Genomic DNA, 22,257 nt, shown 5'->3' on the forward strand with positions numbered 1-22,257 from the left:
GAGGGCTTTTCAAATTTATTTATAAAATAACATGCTTTCTGCAATTTCGCCCATACCTCAAAATAAGAGGGAGATTTATGATTAAGATCTTGCTTCTATTACTAATTAATACGAGGAGGGTTAATCGTGAGAAAAGGTTTCACTCGTAAGGCGATTAGTATTATCCTTGCAATTGCTATTGTAATGACGCTAGTCATACCAGTCTCTGCACATCCTAGTATTTCCAACGAAGATGGCATAACGAAGCATATCCAGCAAGTGGGTATGAACACTTCGAACTCCTCCGCTACATTCGGCAGTACGTCGCTTTTGGTTGATGGAGGCGTGTACATGCTTGGCGGAAACGGGAACGGTCAACTTGGCAACGGGACGACAGGCGGCTCAAGTACTGTCTTTACTAATGTTTTAAACAATGCAGGTACGCCGATTACCGGTATCATGCGTATTTACCAAAACAGCGGCACAATGTACGCATGGAGTCAATCCGATGGCAAACTCTATGGATGGGGGCGCGCTTACGGAGGTAAATTAGGTATACTCGGTGGAACGGGTTCAACAGTGACAGATGTTACCTACGCTACCGAATTAAAGTTTTATGGCAATAAAACGCTTTCGGAACTTGGAATTAACTTTGACGGCTCTCACGAACAGACTCTAGGCGGTATAGCTGGTTCCGACGGCGCCAAACCAAGCACGTTATTGGCAATAGCAACCGACGGGAAAGTTTATTCCTGGGGATCCAGCGGCAGCAGTAACCTTGCGTCATATGACTTTCGTCTCGGCCGCGATATCAGTGTTGATCAAGCTGTTTACGCTATGAACGGGATGCTTAGCAGTGTATTGCCAACTCAAGTTTTCTTCAACACTGAAAATCCAAACGAACGGGCGATAGCGGTTGCCGGTACTGACGAGACGCCAGGCGTCAATTATATACTCTCGGAGACAGGTGTCTTATATGGTTTTGGAAAAGGGCTTTCAACCTCAGCTAACGCAATTTTTGTAAAAGTCGAGCATCCCGACAAAACTGCAGGCAGAAAATTTGTGAAAATGAGCGTATCATCCAGTGGAATCGTTATTCTGTTGGACGATCAAGGATATATCTATACGGTATTTAACACAGGAAGCGCCAATCATGTATATTCGGCTGTCGCGAGTTTCGCAACCCGCCCTTCAGCTGTCTATGGCAACGGGACGACAGGCGGTATAAACGGGAATGCTGCTTCAGGAATTACATTTAAAAATGTTTACGCTATCGGTCCAACTAATAACCATGTCATGTTCGCCATTGCACACGATGGCACAGTTTATGAGTGGGGTTCGTCAACAAATGGCGGAGCTCCGCATGGTGTGCGCTTCGGCGATGGGACAGCGGCAAGTAAAGACGTAGTAACTGCGGTTAAAAACGATTATTTAAAAGATGTTGAATACATGAGTATGTTCCGGACTACCGGTGCCGCAGTAAAGGGCAATGTCATTTATACGTGGGGGTACAACGCCGGAGTCGATCAGCTGGGAAACGGCTCCGGTATAGGCCAGACGGCTTCACAAGGCACACCGAAACCAATTAACGAAGCGGCGCTCGTTCATATTCCAGCACTCGCCGCACATGTGAATGATGAATTGCCGCTAACTGTCTCTTATTTGCCTGCAATTAGTTCAACTGGAGTTGCTCTTACTGCTACCCCGAGCATTACTTTTAATAAGATACTTTATCTTGCAGGCGGCAGTTCGATCGCCGATACGGTAAAGGTATACAAGGGCACGAATAATTCAGGCACATTACTTAATCCAAGTATATTTACGGTAACCAACACCGGTAAAGTACTTACAGTTACTTTTGCAAACGCGCTTGAAGAAGAAACCGATTACTACATTGAAATTCAAGGGGGGACGCTCAAGGATTTCAAAGGGACAGCCGTCCCAACACAAGGTGCAACCTTTAAAACAATCGGCCAGTTAAAAGCTACACCTACGCCTGCCGATCATGCTACAGTAGTTTCGAACAGTGTAAAGCCTACAATTACGTTCTCAAAAGCGGTAACCAGCGTTGGCAGATTGGACGCATCGGTCGAGCTGCATCAGGGATCGGCTGCCGGCACGCTTGTCCCCTCAACGGCTACGTTTGAAAATCAAAATACCGTAGTGAGAATTTCACCGGGATCGTCACTTTCTTCTAACACCGATTATTATATTGTTCTTAAGGCTAACGCATTTACAGACCAAACAAATGTCATGTATCCAACCACAGACACGGCTTTCAAATTTACAACAGGAATCTCATCATCTATTATCAAGCAGGCTGTTACCTTTAGCGGCTCGGACTCGGACGGAAACGCAACTGCACTTTTAACAACCGACGGCAACGTATATGTCAACGGAAATAACATAAACGGAATCTATGCAAACGGTTCGCTAACCATGCCAGGCGGCGGACTAACCGGCGTATTCAGACCAGCTTATACAAGTGAGGGCGTCGAACTTAGCAGCATTGATAAGATTTACACCTCTCAGGGCAACCTTCTATATGCTTGGGATGATGAAAACAATAAACTGTATGCTTGGGGCAAAAACGGCTTTGAGCGTTCAGGTGTTCTGAACTCCGCTTTATCGGTTCAGTGGGCTACCCAATCAACCTTTCACGAAACCCCAATTTATTTTGCGGGCGGACGCCATTCGCTTACTGCAAACGTCGGCAGTACTTATGTAATAGACAAGGACGGTGCAGTATGGTCATGGGGGCAGGCATCAGCCGCCAACGCTAGCAATGAGTCGACTGGCTGGACGAATGACTATCGGCTTGGACGCGATCTCACAGGTATAAATGTAAGTGGAGGCATTCTAAGGCCGGTTTGGGAAGCACAGTCGGCTAACGGGATTAAATACCTGGATGCCGGCAAGGCATGGTATTCGGCAAAGCCTGATAAAATTTTATTCACTTCCGATCCCAATGAAAAAGCAATCGAGGTCGTGGGTGCCGGTACAAACGCCGCTATTATTCTAACTAACTTCGGAAATCTATACGCATTTGGGGGTACGACAGCTGGTCAGTTCTCATCCAATACATCAAATCGCTTTGCGAAAGTAGTTCACCCTGTTTCGGGGCGCAAATTTGTCGCGATCAGTGCGTCAGTCAACGGGACGGCGATCATGCTTGACGATATTGGCCAGGTTTATTCCTTGTTTGGCGCTACCTTCTCAAACAATAGTACAGCTCTTGCTCCCCAGAAGCCTATTGCAATCTACAACGCTACAAACGGTATACCGAACGCGGAAAACATAATTTTTGACGACATTCTGGCATTTGGCTCCGGTGCTACTGTCACTTATATGGTTAAGACTTCCAGCGGCAAAGTCTATGTATGGGGCAGCAACCAAAACGCCAATCTTGGCCTCGGTATCGCGGACACCGCTTCATCTGTTCAGTTCGCTACTGAAAACACTGCGCTTCAGGGCGTAGAAGGTTTCTATGGACTTAACGGTACGGCTATCGCTTGGAAAGGCGATGTCCTTTACACATGGGGTTTTAACCCTTACAACACCTTGGCAAACGGCACCATTGCATCGGACTTCAGCTTGACGCCATTGCCGATTACAAAGCCTTATCTTGCGAATATACCCGGCCTGCAGGCTGTCGCTCCTGACGGCGATTCGCCGGCTGCACCCGATTCAGCCCTTGACGGGACAAATGCAAACTTTGTTTACAAACCATCCTTATCGCAGGGCAATAACAACAACATTCTGGTTCAAGACTTTATGGGCTGGGGCGGCCAATATAACCACCAGCTGTTCTCCGACCTTAACAGGACGGTTTACGACGTCACCGACGCCAATCTTGAAAATCTCAAAGATAAATTGATCAATTTGAATCCGAAATATACCCGTATTTTCTATGACCCAGACCCACAGCGGGCAATTCCGTATGTTAATACTGCAGCGGGCGGCAGTTCTGCGTATACCTCGCTCTACGGCGACTTAAATTTCGAGTCGCTCGAAAAAACACTTCAGCTTGCGATGGACACCCACTCGTCCGTTAATTTAACTTATTGGCATCCGGCTGATGAGGTAAACGGTCAGATCGTGGCAAGCGGTAGTCTTGATTGGGATATCAGATCGGGTATGGCTCGCTGGGCTAAGAATCTAAAGACACTTATTGTAGATAAGGGATACACCAACATAAAAGCCCTTACGATTTACAATGAGCCGAACGACGATACACCGATCGCCATGGATAAATATGTGCAAGTATACAGGGCGCTTGACACAGCCTTGAAGAACGAGGGCATAAGAGAGAGCGTGAAGATTGTAGGAGGTGACCTGCTGACAGGTAACCAGACGGCATGGTTCAAGCTTATGGGTGATAATCTTAACGACGCCGTGGATGAATACTCGGTTCATCGCTATTGGTTTGACGGCTCGACGAGATATAATATGCTGCTCTCCGTGCAGGCGAGTTTAAATGCTCTGCCCGAAAACGAGCGCAAGCCGGTGCAAATCACCGAGTTTGGTCCGAACAAGGGCTATATGAACCCAAGTTACAGCGGAAGCACGGCCAATCTTATCAAATACGCTTACGAAACATCAGGCTTTAACATTATGTCGGCTTCACTAGGCTTTGATGGCACAAGCAAGTGGGACATCTACCATGCCAAATATGACGGAGACATCCAGGACCACAGCATGATTATGGACGCAAGGAATGGGTATGCGCTGCGTCCTGAGTATTGGGCCTTCTTGCTTCAATCCATGGCGGCGGAAACGGGTTGGAACAACGTAAAAGTTCGTGCTGGCACTGGCGACGGCGGTTCCAACAACAAGATTGTCGCGGAGCTTGAGAGCCCGAACGGTTCTGAGCAAAGTTTCTTCCTTCTCAATCAGTCAACAACTGCGGCAACAGATATAAGCGTGGAAGGGCTTGATACTTCCAAAACTTACTACGTGTATATGTGGAATGAAAATGGCGACGGCAAGATAACCGAGAAGGGAGTACTTGGTTCGTCCGGTACAGCATCGGCGCAATCGTCAAATGCTTCCGGAGGTGTATACAAGGTTTCGGGGATCAAGGGAAACTCGTTTGCGGTCTTGACTACAAGACAGTTAGACCCGACAAGATGGGCTGATGTTTGGCAATATGACGATACTCCCGATGTGTTTATAACCCCATCTAACAATACGACTGACGTATCGGTTCTATCGGACGTCGAAATCGGCTTTAATGTCGAGTACCTGAACAGGGCTGGAATTGGCGACATCAACAAGATCGATCCGTCAATCACTCCTCAGTTTTTGGAAGGGACTAATTTCACGGGTATCGTGAAGGTTTACAAAGGAACAAACAATAGCGGTACTGCGCTTGAAGAGGGGACTGAGTTTATAGTTAAGTTCAAGACCGGAGTAGGCTATACCTATAAGGATAAGAAGCTGGTTGTCAACTTCCCGAACGGACTTGAACCGAATACCGACTATTATGTTGAAGTTCAGCCAAACGTGTTAAGACATGTCAGACCCAATCCGACATCTATCCCGTATTCGTTTATTAACACAGTGCCGGTCGGTTCGACTTTTAAAACGGAATCGTTGACTCCCGTTGTGGACACATCGCCGCCAATCCTTTCCCTTCCTGGAAATATGACAGCTGAGGCTACTTATCCTTCAGGTGCTGCAGTATCATTTACAGCAACTGCCACCGACAATCCAGATGTTTCTATCCCTGTAAGCTGCACGTGGAGCCCCGGTTCTACTTTTCCCTTGGGGATTACAACCGTGAACTGTTCAGCTCAAGACTATGCTGGTAACGTAATAAGAGGTAGTTTTACAATAACGGTCAACGGGAACCTCATCAGTAGTAAGGATAGCTATTTACGGCAAGGTTCACCAAATACCAACGAAGGTGGCAATCCAAATCTGAGAATTCAAGCTAGTGGTAATAACCGCGTGCTGGTTGGATTTGATGGCACAAATCAAATTAGTGCGGTTGGTTTGAAAAGTGCCACCCTCGTTCTTACCATTATGGACAATTCAGATAACTGGGGTAGAAACGACATTCGCAGTGTAGATGCACATCGCCTCCTAGTGAATTGGACTGAGGGGAATGGTTCAAATGATGAAGTTAAGCAATTAGTTCGTGGGACCGATAGTGGCGTTACATGGAACAGCTCAAGTGATACGGATATAAGCAATCAAAATGATGATGGAAGCAAATGGGATATACTCAATCCAGGAAAAGTGAGCAAGCAAGGCGGAAAATATGCGGACGCTACAGCAGCGGGTTTTAGTCATTATAATGGTCTAAGTGGCAAAGTCACATGGGATGTTATGGAAGATATAAGGGCTGGAGCTGACTTTGGGTGGCTTATTAAAAAGACAGATGAAAGTGCAAGCGGAAAAGTAATTTACTATTCCCGAGAATATGCTATTGACCATAATAATTTGGATTTAGCTCCACGATTAATACTGGAATATGGTCCTTAAGATGAAAAGGGTATAGTTCATCACCGTGCTCAAATGAAAAAACAACCGCGTCATGGCAGAGCCAATGGCGTGGTTGTTTTGTTTGCACATAGTATTAGCTGTTTTGATTGTAAAGGTCTTTAATTTCGCTATCGAGCAGGCGCGCAGTTGTGCCGTCGTAGGAAACGGCTACGTGTGTCCAAGTTGATAACGGAATGGTTCCGGTGGATACAAGTGGTGTATTACCGATATAAGTCTCAAGGTTACCGCCTGTCGTCCGGCACAGCCAGATGCGTCCGCTCGAATACAAAGCCAAATTAAATATTGATATGAACAAGAAAATGGATTGACGCAGAAATTTGCAAGATGTTATAGTTATACTAATAGTTAATTCTTAGTATTTGCATCGGATATATGTAAATTAATAAAAACATTGAATGATCTACCAGATGACTGGAGATGCATTCCCCATTTGGGGGTGCATCTATTTTTTTTTATGAAAAGAGGGAAACGAATGAACGTACAGTTTTATTGGTTTGCGCCATCCAATGGGGATGGCAGTCAACTAGGATTGAAAAAACCGGAGCGAGCGCCGACACTAGACTATTTAATTAAGGTTGCGCAGACCGTGGAGGAGCAAGGCTTTGACGGTATTCTAGTACCCGTGGGGATACCATTTCTCGATTCCTGGATGATGGGGTCAGCCATCGTCCATCACACCAAACGATTGAAACCGCTGATTGCTTTTCGACCTGGATTTATAGCTCCTTCTCTGGCAGCGAAGATGGCGTCAACTCTGGATCAGTTCAGTAAAGGAAGATTAACGATCAATGTGGTCACCGGGGGATCCCCCTATGAATTGGGTCAAGATGGTGACTTTACGGAGCACGATGAGAGGTACCAGCGGACAGATGAGTTCTTGAGCATTATCCGAAAGCTATGGGAGCAAAGCACAGTGGATTATGACGGTGACTACTTTAAGCTTCGGCAAAGCACACTCATTCCCTCACATGTTGATGGTCGCAAGCCACCTATATATTTCGGTGGTTCCTCACAAGCAGCGTTGGATGTAGCTGCAAAACACGCAGATATTTATCTCCAGTGGGGCGAGCCGGTCGCCATTGTTAAGCAGCAAATTGCGGAACTGAGACGAAAAGAGCAAACCTACCAACGAGGCCCAATCGAGCTGGGTATCCGTATACATGTCATTGTTCGTGAAACAGAAGAAGAAGCATGGGAGGCAGCGGAGCAATTACTGGAGGGCATTGAGCCGGAAGTTGAGGCCAAGATGGCGGCTTAATTCAAAGAAGCTGATTCGGTTGCGCAGAATCGAATGAACGTATTACTTAATGGCGATTATCGCTTTGATAAACATAAATGGGCGGGTATCGGTCGAGTGCGCAAGGGGGCAGGAACAGCCGTTGTTGGCACCCCTCAGCAAGTATGGGAAGGTTTGAAGGAATACATCGACCTTGGTGTTACACATTTTATTTTATCCGGATTTCCACATGTTGAGGAAGCTGAACGATTTGGTAAAACAGTTCTCCCACTTATACAAAAAAACTTAAAAGAACTTGTCTAACATGAGAAAGCCTTCTTCACAGTTGAAAAGAATTTCCATTCTGAAGGCTGTGAGGACGAATCGCTGGAAATATGCGATATCGGCACCGAATCGCAGCGGAGATTTGGCTATCCGTTCTGCTTCGCCTTGAGCCAGTAAGGGAGGTAAAGGCATGTATAAAGTGATGATTGTGGATGATGAGCCATCTGTAAAACGCAGTTTAAAGACAATTATTGAGAAGGAAACTTCTTCATTTGAAGTAAGTGCATTTGCAGAGAACGGACAAGAAGCACTGGATCTCATTAGCGAGTCTTTACCGGACGTGGTCATTACAGACATTCGAATGCCAGTGATGGATGGTTTGCGACTGGCTGAGGAGGTCGTAAGCCGTGGCATCCAGACTGAAATGATTATCATTTCTGGATACAGCGATTTTAGCTATGCCAAACAGGCACTCCGACATGGCGTGTCCGATTATCTGCTTAAGCCACTTGATGTTGACGAAGTACTAAGAGCGCTTTCTTTAACCCAGAAGAAACTTGGCAATGAACGTAAAAACATCATTGAACGAAGTGAATGGATTGCTATGTGTAAGGTAGAAGCAGAGACAATGGCGAAAAACTTGTGGGTCCTAAATATGGCTGCAGTTTGGGAGCAGCTTGAAGGGATACACGAACGGTTGCAGACGTATCGAGCCAATTCAGTAAGACTCAAGGAGAAGTTTCTACACTTGTTTTACTTGCTGCAAGCTGAAATAGTGGGTCTGAGCGGCAATAGAATTCAATTAAAAACGCTAACCGAACATCAATGGAACGGTCAAGCTGAGCAATTGAAACGACATTTTGAACTGGTGCTGCAATGTGCAATGGAAGAAATCCGGCTTATACGGAATTGGAGTTCGCATAAAAATATGTTGGAATCCCTGAAGCAGATCAATCAGAATTTTGCAAACGAATCGTTTTCCATGATGAATGCAGTTGAACTCGCAGGGATGTCGCCAACATATTTCAGTAAGTCGTTCAAAGAAGAAGTTGGCGTAAGCTACACACAATATATTGCCAAACTACGAATGGACAAGGCGATCGAGCTCTTGTGTGATCCGAAAAATAAAGTGTACGAGGTTGCCTATGCGGTTGGCTATAATGAATATGCTCATTTCGCTAAAGTGTTCAAGAAGTATTTCAAATTTTCTCCTACGGACTACCGTCATTCCTTAGAAGGACGAAGAGGCTAGCACCGGTAATTAAATGTATAATTTGATTTTAATGTGGCAATGAAAGATGAGGTTCTACGATAATATTCCAGGAGGGACACTTCTAGCTTAATAACAACTTGAAGAGGCAGCCAGTCCAGGTGGATTGGTTGCCTTTTCTCAAATAACAGGCAGTAGTGCGGATTCAACTTAGAATTATAATTCTGTAAAATCATGGAACTTCCTTGAGTATTGAGCGTCTAAATAATTAGTAGTAATTACCGGAAGATGGTTCACGAATAAATAATTTTCAAAATAAAGATATGAGTTGTATGTTATATTTGCTGGCTTTTTAAGGGCGATTTTCTTTTGGTCAAAATCAAAAACAAGGAGTTTGGACATGAAAAAAAGAACGGTGTTCCGATTTACTTGATTTCTACCTGGCTTGGAAATGCATGGATTATGCCAAACAACGCGCTTCTGGGGAATCAAAAGTCAGTTGATACGAGATTAGAAATTTTCGGTGTGGAGTCGCTCTATAAGGATCCGGGTCTTATCAAGCCTACAGGGATGCAATTAGCGCCGCAAACTGTAAAAGTGAAAGCAAAGTGGGCTAGCCGCTACTTGATTGAGACATTGAATGGAGAAAGATGGATCTCACCGCGTTACACTGCTTTATTCGAGGTAAAAGAGGCCCGGCACGACAAGGAGTATGCGGTACTTAATTATCAAGGGCACGCTTACGTTCCTGTCCGATTTATAGCTGAATGGCTAGGGGCTTTTGTTGATTACACAGATCAAGGTACATACAAGGACATTACAATTAATCATTTCCCTTCAAATATTCCCATACTTAAAGATGATAAATATGCCAATATTCACTTTGGTTTGCTCGACTTATACTTAGATGGGGGATATACGGGCATTCGAGGATTATTAGCTTTAGATCATGACAAGGATTCGATTACCGAACATGAAATTGAGTTTAAATTGCATTTTTATGACGAGAACAATAAGGTGATTGGGATTGCATCAGGCACGTCAAAACCTAGTAGCTCTGCCCAAAAGATGACCATAAGCACGGGCGAAATTAAGTATGTTTCGGCTGGCGAAGTCGGGGATTTCTCTAAATATAAAAAAGTGGATTTTGAAGTCACAGGGTATAAATAACCCTCCGTTCATTAAGTCCTATATAAATGGTGCCAATAAATGACTATTACTCTTGATCAATTGGATGCCGGATTTGATCCTGATATAGATCAACAAATAGTTTACCATGTGTTCCCCTGATAGCGTAACAGACTTCTTCTGCTGTAACACCCCGTTGCTGTAGCTGCTTCGAGAGCCATTCTTTGGATAAACCAATTTGCTGTAAATTATCTGACATAATCTTTCCGTCCATAACTAGTTCAACAGGAAACTGGATCTTTGTTGTTTCTGTCAAAAGCAAATCTTTTTGTATAAGGGGACGATATTCTGGCTTTTTGAGCACCGAGAGTTTACCGTTAAGCTCTAGGATGGCATATTGTACTTCTTCGATATCAAAAATGTCCTTTTCTCGCAATTCTTGATTTAAAGTGTCGAGTGTAAATTGAATTTTCCTTAAGTTCTGTTCCATAATTTTGCCGTTTTCGATCACTACCGTCGGTTTTCCGGCAAACCATTTCCTGATTTTTCGGCTCTTCATGGAAATAAACGAGATGAGATAGGCAATGCCACTGAAAATCAAAAAAGAAGTGATAAGATTCCAAGTCTTCAAATGAGTATTAAATGCTAAATTACCGATTATGGCACCTAGTGTGATCGAAGCGACAAAATCATTGTAAGTCATTCGCGCTATCGTGTGTTTTCCTAGAACTCGCGTAATTAACATAATAAGAACGAAAGCAACCACAGTCCGGAGAATTGTTTCCGATAACATATCAACTATCCTCCCTGCTCAAATAAGTATTTTGTTATTTTATTCTTTTCCTAGAAAAAAATACATGGCCATGATGCATTCCATGATATGGCATTAGGTGATGGGGATGATGTTGAGTTGGATGAATTATCACATGATGGAAGTGTGATGGTGATGTATTTGGTGAGGATGATCGATAACGTTGTTCAATAAATACCAGGCCGATGCTGCCTGAAACAATCAGCAGCATCGGTGAAGTAACAAGCAACATAGTTAATAATACTTAATGAAAGTATGACGTTCACGGATTCTTAGCAGGGACTGCCTTGCGATAGGTTAATAACTCCGAGACGGTAACAAACCGATACCCTCTCTTTTCCAATTCCGGTAAGATTTTTTTAAGAGCCTCAATAGTCTGAGTTTGTCCTTCCACGTAATCGTGGAACAATACGATATCCCCGCTGCTCGAATTGTTTAATACTTTATTTACAATTTTACTGACCCCTGGCGTACTCCAATCCTTCGTATCTAAATGCCAAGACCACATTATCATTTGATAACCTTCTTGTTTGACAATACTGACTAACCTCTCGTTATAAAAGCCTCCAGGGGGACGAAATAAATGACATCGAATCCCGGCGACGGAGAAAATGGTTTCCTCTGCTTTATTAATTTCATTCTTCATGTTTATCCGTTTAGAAAGAAAAGCATGGCTATATGTATGATTGGCTATCTCATGTCCTTCGTTTACTTCTCGTTTGAGCACGTCAGGAAAAAGTTTTATTTTATTCCCAACCACAAAAAAAGTGGCTTTAGCATGATACTGCTTGAGCAAGTCCAAGATCTGAGGTGTATATCTCGGATGAGGACCGTCATCGAATGTTAAGGCGATCACTTTCTCATCGGTAGATATTTCCCAGACGACTTCTCCTCTCGTTTCATAATATGACCGGTCTTTTTGGGGGGCGGCGTATCCAACAGACTGAAATAACAAAAAACAAATACAAAAATTTAGGATCGTTCTCATTGTTACCTCCTGATTTTAGTTCAATTTTCAATATTAGGATGCACCAATTGTTCAAATTAACTCGGTCAAAAAACGGGTATCAATTGTGGATTTGGGGAAAAGGGAATCGATAGCTTACAGCCGGCTATGACGATCGGTTGGCGATCTTATATTCTAGCTTAGTCAAGCTTTACTTTTCTTTATCTGGTTCGGATTCAATAAATTTTCTGTTAGATGAAATACAAAAATATATGAAATGAAAATTACTATATAAATGAAGGGGGAATACCATAGCTTCCAACCTTTATATGTAAATACGTGACAAAGGTGAGCTAACCACTCAAAAAAAACAGATATTAATGAGAACCCGATTATATATAGATTGCGATAGATTCCTTTCAGCTTCCACTTATCATAAAACCATAAAAAAATGTATGTGAATGGAGGGTAATTTAAATAATAAATGACAATATCCATTACCTCATATTTAGAACTATCGTTTACGTCATACAAATCAAATGGTTTAACAGCTATTAACGAATCAACTGTCTGCGAAATAAATACAGTAAATACCGTATAGACTATAATCGATAGTGGGGAAAAACGTTTTGGAAGCAATATTGCTACGGTTAATAAAACAGCCAATGAAATTAGAGTAAACCATTCATTTATGTCAAATCGTTCAGGGGGATACAATATCACGGTGATCACACTTCCCATGCATTTTTCTGAATAATAAGCTGAAGCAAAATGATTCAACCAAGACGATATACCAAACAACGATGGCATACCCGAAATTCCAGCCCGTAAATTTCACTATACCTAGTATTTTAAATAACATATACGATTCGATCAAAACTGCAAACCATATACCTAAGAAAAGCATTTTGAGGAGGAACCGTGGTTTACTGTGGAAAAACGAAAAAAGAAGCCACATGGTTGAGATCGGAAATACAATTAACTGATTCATTTTATAGAAGAAAAGTGCGGAAAGAGCTTCCGAAAACTCAAGCAGCTTATAATTATCAAGAATCGCCGAATGGATCTGCTCAATGGTAACTACAATGACCATGTAGTAAACTATTTTTTCAATTGGTAGGAATATTTTCTGCATCCTTCGTAATGTGTACAGAACCCCAATGCTTATTAAAAACATAATCATGTTCAAAGTGACCACCAATATACCTCCAATTTTAGGAAAGAAGATGTCACAATTAAAATTCCCATTTGTAGTTTTTGTATACTATTGAATAATTAGTACATTGTCCTACCTTAACCCGCAATATTTGAAACATAACAGCAGTGGCCGTTTAGGTTCCGAATTAATGAATAGGATGACAGCTCTTCAATAATTGGTCGATAGACCTAACACAACGTCTGCCGATAATTAATAAACTACTCTTGAAGTGACTTGACTCCAAGGGGATGACATTATCAAATGAAAAAAAAGGCGACGAGAAAGAGTCAGAAGCATGTTCATGAATTTGAGGGAAGCACGAAGCTGGCGGAGGAAGGCGCGGACAGACACAATCATCGATTTGCAGGTGTAACAGGGCAAGCGATTCGGAGCGGCAAAAGCCATATTCATGAAATCGATCTATCGAATACGGACTTTTTAGATCATTTTCATAATCTCAAAAAAATCAGAACAGGGCCCGCCATTCCTGTCGGCAATGGCAAGCATGTGCACTTCGTCACCGGGATGACGACACAGAATGATGAGCATAGACACCAATTCAATTTTGCTACGTTAATTGATAGACCGCTTTTATAATCAAGCTAGCCAAAAAGGCCGGCCCAGAGCTTTCTGGGCCGGCCTTTTTTGTTGATACAAACCATCCGCTGCTACCTCAGGAGTGTTATGGCTTATCCGGTCAATGCTTGCATTGGTGCATTGGTGTGTGAACATGGCAAAGCAGTGTCACTTAACATTACGAGCAGCGATACATTGACAAGTTGGGATCGAATTGGCTTGAGGGTGGCGTCTGCAAATGGCTGACGATGCTTTTGCTCAGCTCGTTCGTAACGAATAGAGCTCCACCTCCTTTACTGAGGGGAGGCTAATCTATCTCTATCAGATGCTTGTGGTGGTTGTTCTAACCAGCCGTTATCAATCATAATATTGGCCCCATCCTCGGCATAGTTTAAAATTTCAGAAGTTAGACGAACATAAAGTGCTGCAAGATCTCTCCTTGGACTAAGCGCTAAGCTTCTTCCATAGTGTGCAATTCCATCAGCAATTAATGAAGTAGCGTGAAACATCATAAGTTTATCGGAAAATGTCGTAGTTGTGGAGGTTGTGGGCATTGTATCCCATGCACTTGCAGAAGGAAGGAACTCTTTACTAAGAAGGGAACCGAAAATTTCGACATGTTTATCTGCAATATCTCTACCTCTGACCAAGTAGTCACGAACTTTTTGAGAACCGGCTACTTGGCTAAACCCCATAAGCAAAGTCCGGCCTAACTGATTTTGTATAAGATTATAATAAATGTTAGAAATCTCAATAACATTTAATGTTCTATGTTGACCAAAGAAACCTGCCATGTAACTTTGTTTTTGAACATATTCATTTTTCGGGGGGATCGGAATAAATGGAGCTCTAATGAAAGTACCCTTCAATAACATGATTTCTGTGGCTTTATTTAATAAACGTGCTGATTCATTTAAACATTCAGTAAAATACTCACAAATATCAAGACGAGCGGCATTTGATAAAGCTGTTGTATAGAATTCCAAACCAATCTTGCCCATATTTTGAATGTAGAATAAACAGAAATCGTCTGTAAACAATCGTGGGGCTTCTGTTATAACGTCATGTTCCTGTTGGAATCCGTCAGGTACTGGATATTGCTCTTCGTTAAAAAGGGATATTATTTTTTGAAGATGATTATTTGATAGGCTAAGGGCGAATTCTAGAACTGACTGAATTTCACGGTCTTCAATGTGACTTATAAATGATGCTATTGTACAAACACCTACAGAATCATTCATGTAAGCTGCCCAAAGTGCAGCAATTTCAGCAGCATTTAAATAGATTTTGTGTTCAGTTATCATTAATTGTTCTCCTTGGGATATTTTTCTCTTATTTTGTTTTAGTTTCTTCTATATTATTCAATTTCGAAAGAATAAAAGTCATTAGTGAGCAGCCTGTGGAATAAGAGAGTAGGAGAATTGATGAACAACTGAATATCAAAGATTTGTGAGGGCTTTCAAGTGCAAACAAGGATATACTAGCTTATCTGGAGACTTTCGCTTGATGGTCCAGCTTCAAATCTTCAGTTAAACCGAACCTCCTAGGCTCCATCCAAAAGAAAATTCGATCCTTCGGGATTTATTCTTGTAAACTTTTAAATTTGTAATTTAACTTAAACTTTGAAGCTAGGGAAAGAATTCTCGTTCAGTGGATATGGCGATTGAAATGATTTTTTGATTATAATGTATAAGTAATGAATGGACTATAACCTAGTGAGAAAAGGAAGAGTGATATGACGAAATTTCAGCTACTGTTTATTAGGCAATTCGACGAAACGATTGCTTCGTGGCGTTCCGCGAACGAGCCGATCCGGGAAGCTGACCTTTACGGGTTGCTGCATAGGATTAAAGGAACAGCGGCTACAATTGATTTGCAAGAATGGACGGAAGTGGCCGAACAGTTGTTGATTGATCTTACAGAAGATGGTTTGCGTTTATGGACATTGGCGGAATTTGAACGCTTTATCCAATCAATTATGGCGTTAAGAAAAGCAACTGATACACTAGGCGAACAGAATATTTCTAATCGCGCTATGGAATCGTTTCGGGAATCCGCAGCAGCCGTGGAAGCCGAACCCCTGGCTCCCGTTATGATTTCCGAGGTGCCTGGCCCGCTCGTCCTGCTGATCGATGACGATGTGGCCTTTCTTCAATTGATAAAAGAGCGGTTGGAACAAGAGGGATGCATCGTCCTGGCGACACCTTATCCGGATAAGGCGATCAAATGGTTCTATGAGCTTAAGCCAGATTGTATCGTATTGGATGTCGTCATGCCAGGCCATAGCGGTTTTGATTTACTAACCATTCTGCAGGAGAGGTCGCAACGCTTTATGGTGCCTGTCTTGCTAATAAGCGCTCAGAACGACACGGATGTACGCATCAGAGCATACCAGTCGGGCGCGGACGACTTCATTTCCAAGCCCTTCGATCTTAATGAGTTTGTCGTACGCGTCCTGAACAAGCTGCGCCGGAAGCAAGCGATCAGCCGAATGATCCTGACGGACGAGTTAACTGGACTTTATAATACTCAATATTTACGAATCCGGTGGCAGCAAATCAGCCAGGAGGCAATTGCTGAAGGAAAGTCGTATTGGGCGGCACAATTCGATATTGATGCATTTCGCAGCTTGAACGAGAGATATGGCCATGCGGCGGCAGACGGTTATTTACATCATACCGCCGGGTGGCTGAGAGCGCATATCCGGACGGACGAACTGCTTGTCCGATGGGAGCGGGACCGTTTCGTACTTCTCGGAAGAGAAGGCACGTTGGAAACCATATCGCTGAGATTAAATCAGTTGTCGGAATTGTTTACCGCCCATACATTTGAGATCGCTGGGGATGCCGTCAACATGTCGCTGTCGTATGTTTTCACGACTTTGGATGGGGCGTATGACCCTGATGCTTGCATTGCCGCACTGGGTGAAGCAATGAGGGATATGAAGCTTGGCCTTCGCAATCGCTTGAGCGGTGCCCATACAGTTGTAGACATTCAGCGCAAAGGAGCTTGCCGTGTAGCCGTCATCGACGACGACCCGCTAATCCGTAACATGCTGGAGCGACGCCTACGCGATATGGAAATTGTTGGAGGAGAAGGGCTGGAAATTCGTACATTTGCGGACGGGGAAGCTTTCTTCTCGGACGTATGGCATAACGGAGAGCATGCGTACTTGCTCATTCTTGACCGAATGATGCCGCGTATGAATGGTATGGAAGTGCTAACTCGTTTGCGCACAGACTATCCGGCTGATAAATATCGCATTCTGATGCTGACTGGTAATGGCGACGAGACGGAAATCGCGCAGGCCATCCGGGCGGGCACGGATGATTACGTCACGAAACCGTTTCGTCTGCCAGAGCTTGAAGCTCGTATACGGCGTCTCTTGCAGGGGAGAAGCCGATGAACGATTCAACAGCCTTTAATGCAGTCCTGCTAGTTTGCATTTGTTGGATCTGTTTGCTACTCGCCCTTTATTGTTATTTGCTTACCCGAAAATGGATGTTTAACAAAAGACGAAACAAGATAGCAGTATGGTCGTCAATCGCTTCGATGCCGGATTCACCGATCGAACGCTATGTGACGATGGGAGAGCCGTCGCGTCGGATTTCACCGCATCATCCGTGGCAATGGCGCGCCCTTGAAGCGTATTTGACCCATCGGCTTCGCGTTGGGGGAACGCAATCGGAACACGAGCGGGTGTATCGTCTCGCTGAAGAGTTGTATGGACCGTTATATCGAAACCGTTTGAATGACCGTAAGGAAGAAGTACGGCTGCATACTCTTGCTCAAGTCGGTTTGTTTCGAATGAAAGGACTTCATGAGGAAGTTTCCGCAATTGTGAAAGGCAAACGGATTAAGCCAGAGGAGTTGTTTGCGGCTTTGCGGGTGTTAGCGGTACTCCAGGACAAGAAGTTGCTGGATTGGCTGGTCGGTGTACACGGACCGCTGCCGTTGTTATCCGATCACCGTTACCGACAATTGTTAATGGCGCTAGGAACGGAACTGCTTGAGGAGCTGATTGATCGGTTCGATATGGGGAATGACTTGTTGCAGCGTAACCTTCTCGATGTACTGCGGACCCGTAATATTCGTACGGAACATTATCTTGCCCTGATTGAGCGCCTGTTGTGCTCGCCGTCCGATGAACTGCGCATTCGTGCGCTAAAAGCGGCAGCGGGTTTCGGGTATTTGAGTCAGGAAGCGGAGGAAGCTCATTATGTTCGTTATTCCGATTGGCGTCAATATCCATGGGAGGAACGGCTGATGGCCGCACGGTTGATGGGGGAGGTAAGGAATGCGGAGTACCAAAAGCTTCTGGAACAAATGATCGGTGACGATCGGTATGCCGTCCGTATTGAAGCTGCCCAATCAATTGGTCGTTATTCGAAAGGCGATGCACATCTCGCACGCATCGCTTCGATGCATGCCGATCGTTATGCACGTGAGGCGGCGGAAGAGATGCTGGAAAGGAGAAGCTATGAACGAAACGTGGAGTGAATGGATCACCTTGGCTTCAGTTATTGGATCGGTTGTTATTGTCATTTACATCCTTATGGTTATGCTCTTTTACATATTACTGTTCTTCGTCGCGATTCGTACAATTCGTACAAAAGCAAATTCACTGTCTTTTCAAAACGAAGAAATCCTGAACTCATCCTTCAGTCCACCCTTGTCCATCCTTGTGCCAGCTTATAATGAAGAGCTCAATATCGTCGATAGTGTCCGCTCTTTGCTTGGCATCAATTATGAAACCTATGAGATCATCGTCGTGAACGACGGCTCCAAAGACGCGACGAAACAGAACATGATCGATGAGTTTGATATGTTCGAAGTTCAGCATCAAGTACGTTGGTCAGGATTAAACAAAGAGACGAAGCTGGTTCGCGGCATATACCAGTCACGCATTCATCCAAACCTCAAGTTGGCCGACAAGGAGAACGGGGGCAAGGCCGATGCGTTGAATGCGGGAATCAATCTTGCACATTATCCGTATGTCGTTTCGCTAGACGGTGACACGGTGCTCGATCCGGACGCTTTTCTGAAAATTATGAAGCCGATCGTGGAAGCAAAGCCTGGAGAAGAAATCATTGCTTGCGGCGGTAGTGTCGGCATCGCCAACGGAAGCGTCGTCGACCGTGGATATCTTGGTGAAGATGTTCGTTTACCTCGCAACACTATCGTTGTTATGCAGGTAATCGAATATTTTCGGGCATTCCTTATGGGACGTATCGGATTAAGCAAGATGAATATGCTGCTGATCGTTTCCGGCGCGTTCGGCGTTTTTCGCAGAGATTGGCTGCTGGAAGCGGGTGGCTACGAGACCGGTACGATCGGAGAAGACATGGAGCTAATTGTACGGCTGCATCGCTTGATTCGCCAAAAGAAGAGCAAGGCGCACATCGCCTATATTCCCGATCCTGTGTGCTGGACGGAAGCGCCGGAGCAATTGAAGTATTTGAAGCGGCAGCGTATACGTTGGCATCGTGGTTTGTTCGAGAGTCTATGGCGACATCGCGGTATGATGCTCAATCCGCGTTATGGCCGTATCGGACTTGTGTCGATGCCTTATTTTCTGTTCGTCGAGTTGCTCGGTCCTGTTGTCGAATTGTTTGGTTATGTGTTCCTTGTCGTTCATTTGTTGATCGGCGACGTCAACATCGCTTTTAGTGCGCTGCTGCTCGCCGCCATGATTTTGTACGGCTCATTTTTATCGATGGGTGCGGTACTGCTTGAAGAATGGGGAATGGGTAGATACAACCGAGTGGCAGATGTATCACGGTTGTTCTGGTGGGCGCTGTCGGAATCATTCTGGTATCGGCCAATCCAAACGATATGGCGTTGCCGAGGGCTTGTGCAAGCGATTTTCGGTAAACGGCAAGAGTGGGGAGATATGGTTCGCAAAGGCATTTCCGTAAGTCAAGGAGGCACCGGCAAATGAGAAAAATACGTAAAGCTGGGTACAGTGCTCTTATGAAACGGAAAATTATTATTGCATCTGCCGTCATTGCGCTGCTTGTAGGGGTTACCGCGACGGTTTTGGTGTCTGGAATATTCGCTCCGCGCGAACATGTGGAGACGGTGAAGGTGGATGGATTAACGATTCCAGCAAACGTCGGGAGCCAATATTTGCAGGTGTACCACAATGGCGTGCCGCAAGATTTGCTGCTTAAGGGCGTCAATATGGGCATCGCCAAACCGGGGCATTTCCCAGGTGAAACGGCGATAACGAAAGCCGAGTATTTGCGCTGGTTTCAGCATATCGGCGACATGCATGCGAATGTGGTGCGTATTTATACGCTGCATCCGCCAGTTTTTTACGAGGCGCTTAAAGCGTACAATGACAAGGCGGCAAATCCGCTTTATGTCCTGCAGGGCATTTGGATGAACGAGGACAAGCTTCTCGCGTCAGGAGATGTGTTTGCTAATGAGAATTCACAAGATTTCGCCGAGGAAACACGACGCACCATTGACGTGATTCACGGGAACGCCAAAATTCCTGACAGGCCTGGCCATGCTTCCGGCTCGTATACAGCGGACATTTCGCAGTATGTACTCGGCTGGATCATCGGGGTCGAATGGGATCCTGATATTGTTATCTCTACGAACGCCAAGCATGTGAATGCGCCAGATTTCGAAGGTACATACTTCCGGACGGAAATGGCATCCCCATTCGAGACGTGGCTAGCGAAAGCGATGGACGATACGGTCAAGTATGAAACGGAAAAATACACATGGCAACGGCCCATTAGTTTTACGAACTGGGTGACGACCGATCCGTTGAAACATCCGGCAGAACCGAGTGCTAAGGAGGATGCGGTATTCATCAATCCGAACGTCATCTGGCCAACACCGTCCCTCAAAGCCGGCTATTTCGCATCCTATCATGTATATCCATACTATCCGGACTTCATGAACTACGAAACGAAGTACACTGGTTATATCGATGAATGGGGACAAAAGAATAATTACGCAGGTTACCTAAGGGATCTGAAACAGGTACACCGGATGCCTGTCGTCGTTGCGGAGTTCGGCGTTCCCGCATCTCGCGGTATGACGCACCGCAATGTCAGCGGCTGGAATCAGGGCTTTTTGTCCGAGGAGGAGCAAGGGGAGATCGATAGTCGATTGTTCGAAGATATCTATCATGAAGGGATGGCCGGCGGACTCGTATTCTCTTGGCAGGACGAGTGGTTCAAGCGTACTTGGAACAACATGGACTACGACAATCCAGATCGCCGTCCGTTCTGGTCGAACGTTCAGACGAGTGAGCAAAACTTCGGATTGATGAGCTTCGATTCTGGCGCCTCGGAGCTAATTGTGAAAGTGGATGGGAATACGGAGGACTGGGAGAGAGCCGGTATTCAACCGCTTGCTGTTGCTGGAAAAACTGGCGCAAGCGCCCTGCGGAAATATAAGGACGGTTATGACGAGCAGCGCCAAATCGACCGTCTGTATATGGCGAGTGACGAACGGTATGTATATTTCCGCCTCGATTTCGGTAAGAGCGATAAGTCGCTTGATTGGACGAGAACTAATGCGACGTTCCTGCTCAATACGGTGCCAGATCAAGGGCAGACGGCGATGTCGGGAGGAGGACTGACAAGCGATGCCGGATTTGATTTTGCGATCGATGTCAAAGGACCGAACACCTCCCGGATATGGATTGACAGCTATTACGATCTGCACGAACTGCAGTATGGCCGCATGCTGGCCATGATTCCGCAGACCGCATATGCGGACAAGAAAAACAATGGCGTATTCCACAAACAGATGCTGACGTTAAATAAGCCGTTGACGATTCCGAATCGGCAAGGTGACGCTGCGTTTATTCCCTTCGAATCCTACGAAACGGGTTTACTTCGCTTCGGCGATGGTGACCCGGACAGTCCGCAATACGATTCTCTTACGGATGTGGCTGTGAATGCCAAGGATGCAATTGTCGAGCTGCGCATTCCCTGGCAACTACTCAATATCAAAGATCCCAGCATGCATGAAGCGGTAGGAAACATTAGGGAGAAAGGCCTTGATGCAAGCGTGCAAACTCCAGGCTTCCACGTTGCAGTCGTCACCTATAGGCCAGAACCGGACGAAGACACCACCCAGCATCCAGGGGGGGGCGCAATTGCTGACTTCCTGCCATCTGCAAACAACGGCGTGCTTCGCGCCAATGACATGCCGTTCTATCAATGGAAAGGGTGGGACTATCCTCAAACACACGAACGGTTGAAGAAATCGTACTACAAGCTGAAAGAAACATTTGCTGCCGTGCGGTTTCCAACGGATAAGCTCTGAATTATGAGCGTGCGATTTCCTTTTTACTTTTCTGTCAGATATGAATTTCAAATCTTTAGTCTTTGGGTCAGCTATGTTATGAAATGACTCATTTTTGTCTTGC

16 protein-coding genes are annotated in these 22,257 nt (G+C 44.8%); 11 read left to right on the plus strand and 5 right to left on the minus strand.

Annotated features, from left to right (window positions below):
- Positions 1-126: 126 nt before the first annotated feature.
- Positions 127-6,468, plus strand: a complete 6,342-nt coding sequence (locus tag L6I86_RS25940; protein WP_236291300.1) for an Ig-like domain-containing protein — start codon at positions 127-129, stop codon at positions 6,466-6,468.
- 94 nt (positions 6,469-6,562) lie between these two features.
- Here L6I86_RS25940 and L6I86_RS25945 read toward each other — a convergent pair whose 3' ends face one another.
- The gene (locus L6I86_RS25945) at positions 6,563-6,763 is read right to left on the minus strand and encodes a LamG domain-containing protein (protein WP_236291301.1); all 201 of its coding nucleotides are present in this window, start codon (positions 6,761-6,763) and stop codon (positions 6,563-6,565) included.
- A gap of 198 nt (positions 6,764-6,961) precedes the next feature.
- Here L6I86_RS25945 and L6I86_RS25950 point away from each other — a divergent pair, with 198 nt between their 5' ends.
- The 5 genes from L6I86_RS25950 (at position 6,962) to L6I86_RS25960 (ending at position 10,370) form a co-directional block, all read left to right on the plus strand.
- Complete coding sequence (locus L6I86_RS25950; protein WP_420851930.1) at positions 6,962-7,747, plus strand: LLM class flavin-dependent oxidoreductase; 786 nt, start codon at positions 6,962-6,964, stop codon at positions 7,745-7,747.
- Positions 7,748-7,780: 33 nt separating this feature from the next.
- On the plus strand, positions 7,781-8,029 hold the full coding sequence (locus L6I86_RS35975) for a hypothetical protein (protein ID WP_420851931.1): 249 nt from the start codon (positions 7,781-7,783) through the stop codon (positions 8,027-8,029).
- 1 nt (position 8,030) lies between these two features.
- Positions 8,031-8,159: a hypothetical protein gene (locus L6I86_RS35720; RefSeq protein WP_276574895.1), complete on the plus strand. Its 129-nt coding sequence runs from the start codon at positions 8,031-8,033 to the stop codon at positions 8,157-8,159.
- Between the two features lie 21 nt (positions 8,160-8,180).
- Positions 8,181-9,242 carry a response regulator transcription factor gene (locus L6I86_RS25955; RefSeq protein ID WP_236291302.1) on the plus strand — a complete coding sequence of 354 codons (1,062 nt, stop codon included), beginning with the start codon at positions 8,181-8,183 and terminating at the stop codon, positions 9,240-9,242.
- 327 nt (positions 9,243-9,569) lie between these two features.
- Positions 9,570-10,370 (plus strand): hypothetical protein, encoded by an 801-nt coding sequence (locus L6I86_RS25960; protein ID WP_236291303.1) that lies wholly within the window; start codon positions 9,570-9,572, stop codon positions 10,368-10,370.
- Between the two features lie 46 nt (positions 10,371-10,416).
- On the opposite strand, the gene L6I86_RS25965 is transcribed toward L6I86_RS25960, so the two are convergent.
- The 3 genes from L6I86_RS25965 to L6I86_RS25975 form a co-directional block, all read right to left on the minus strand.
- Positions 10,417-11,121, minus strand: coding sequence for a DUF421 domain-containing protein (locus tag L6I86_RS25965; RefSeq protein WP_338113444.1), 705 nt, complete (start codon positions 11,119-11,121; stop codon positions 10,417-10,419).
- Between the two features lie 280 nt (positions 11,122-11,401).
- A complete protein-coding gene (locus L6I86_RS25970) occupies positions 11,402-12,127 on the minus strand; it encodes a polysaccharide deacetylase family protein (protein ID WP_236291305.1) in 726 nt (241 codons plus the stop codon).
- A gap of 661 nt (positions 12,128-12,788) precedes the next feature.
- Positions 12,789-13,178: a hypothetical protein gene (locus L6I86_RS25975; protein ID WP_236291306.1), complete on the minus strand. Its 390-nt coding sequence runs from the start codon at positions 13,176-13,178 to the stop codon at positions 12,789-12,791.
- Between the two features lie 366 nt (positions 13,179-13,544).
- Between L6I86_RS25975 and L6I86_RS25980 the strand changes: the two genes are divergently transcribed.
- On the plus strand, positions 13,545-13,880 hold the full coding sequence (locus tag L6I86_RS25980; RefSeq protein ID WP_236291307.1) for a YmaF family protein: 336 nt from the start codon (positions 13,545-13,547) through the stop codon (positions 13,878-13,880).
- 272 nt (positions 13,881-14,152) lie between these two features.
- On the opposite strand, the gene L6I86_RS25985 is transcribed toward L6I86_RS25980, so the two are convergent.
- Entirely contained in the window at positions 14,153-15,163 is a 1,011-nt protein-coding gene (locus L6I86_RS25985; RefSeq protein ID WP_236291308.1) for a DUF3231 family protein, read from the minus strand.
- A 431-nt stretch (positions 15,164-15,594) separates the two neighbouring features.
- On the opposite strand from L6I86_RS25985, the gene L6I86_RS25990 reads away from it, so the two are divergent.
- Genes L6I86_RS25990 through L6I86_RS26005 form a run of 4 tightly spaced genes read left to right on the plus strand, consistent with a single transcriptional unit; the run spans position 15,595 to position 22,154 of the window.
- Positions 15,595-17,265, plus strand: a complete 1,671-nt coding sequence (locus tag L6I86_RS25990; RefSeq protein WP_236291309.1) for a response regulator — start codon at positions 15,595-15,597, stop codon at positions 17,263-17,265.
- Positions 17,262-18,359 carry a HEAT repeat domain-containing protein gene (locus tag L6I86_RS25995; protein ID WP_236291310.1) on the plus strand — a complete coding sequence of 366 codons (1,098 nt, stop codon included), beginning with the start codon at positions 17,262-17,264 and terminating at the stop codon, positions 18,357-18,359. Before L6I86_RS25990 ends, L6I86_RS25995 begins: the two co-directional genes overlap by 4 nt.
- Positions 18,340-19,800 carry a glycosyltransferase family 2 protein gene (locus L6I86_RS26000; protein ID WP_236291311.1) on the plus strand — a complete coding sequence of 487 codons (1,461 nt, stop codon included), beginning with the start codon at positions 18,340-18,342 and terminating at the stop codon, positions 19,798-19,800. The genes L6I86_RS25995 and L6I86_RS26000 overlap by 20 nt, the downstream gene beginning before the upstream one ends.
- On the plus strand, positions 19,797-22,154 hold the full coding sequence (locus L6I86_RS26005; protein ID WP_236291312.1) for a hypothetical protein: 2,358 nt from the start codon (positions 19,797-19,799) through the stop codon (positions 22,152-22,154). The genes L6I86_RS26000 and L6I86_RS26005 overlap by 4 nt, the downstream gene beginning before the upstream one ends.
- The last annotated feature ends 103 nt before the right edge of the window (positions 22,155-22,257 follow it).

The organism is Paenibacillus allorhizoplanae (assembly GCF_927798215.1).
In the GTDB taxonomy this organism is placed as follows: Bacteria; Bacillota; Bacilli; order Paenibacillales; family NBRC-103111; genus Paenibacillus_E; species Paenibacillus_E allorhizoplanae.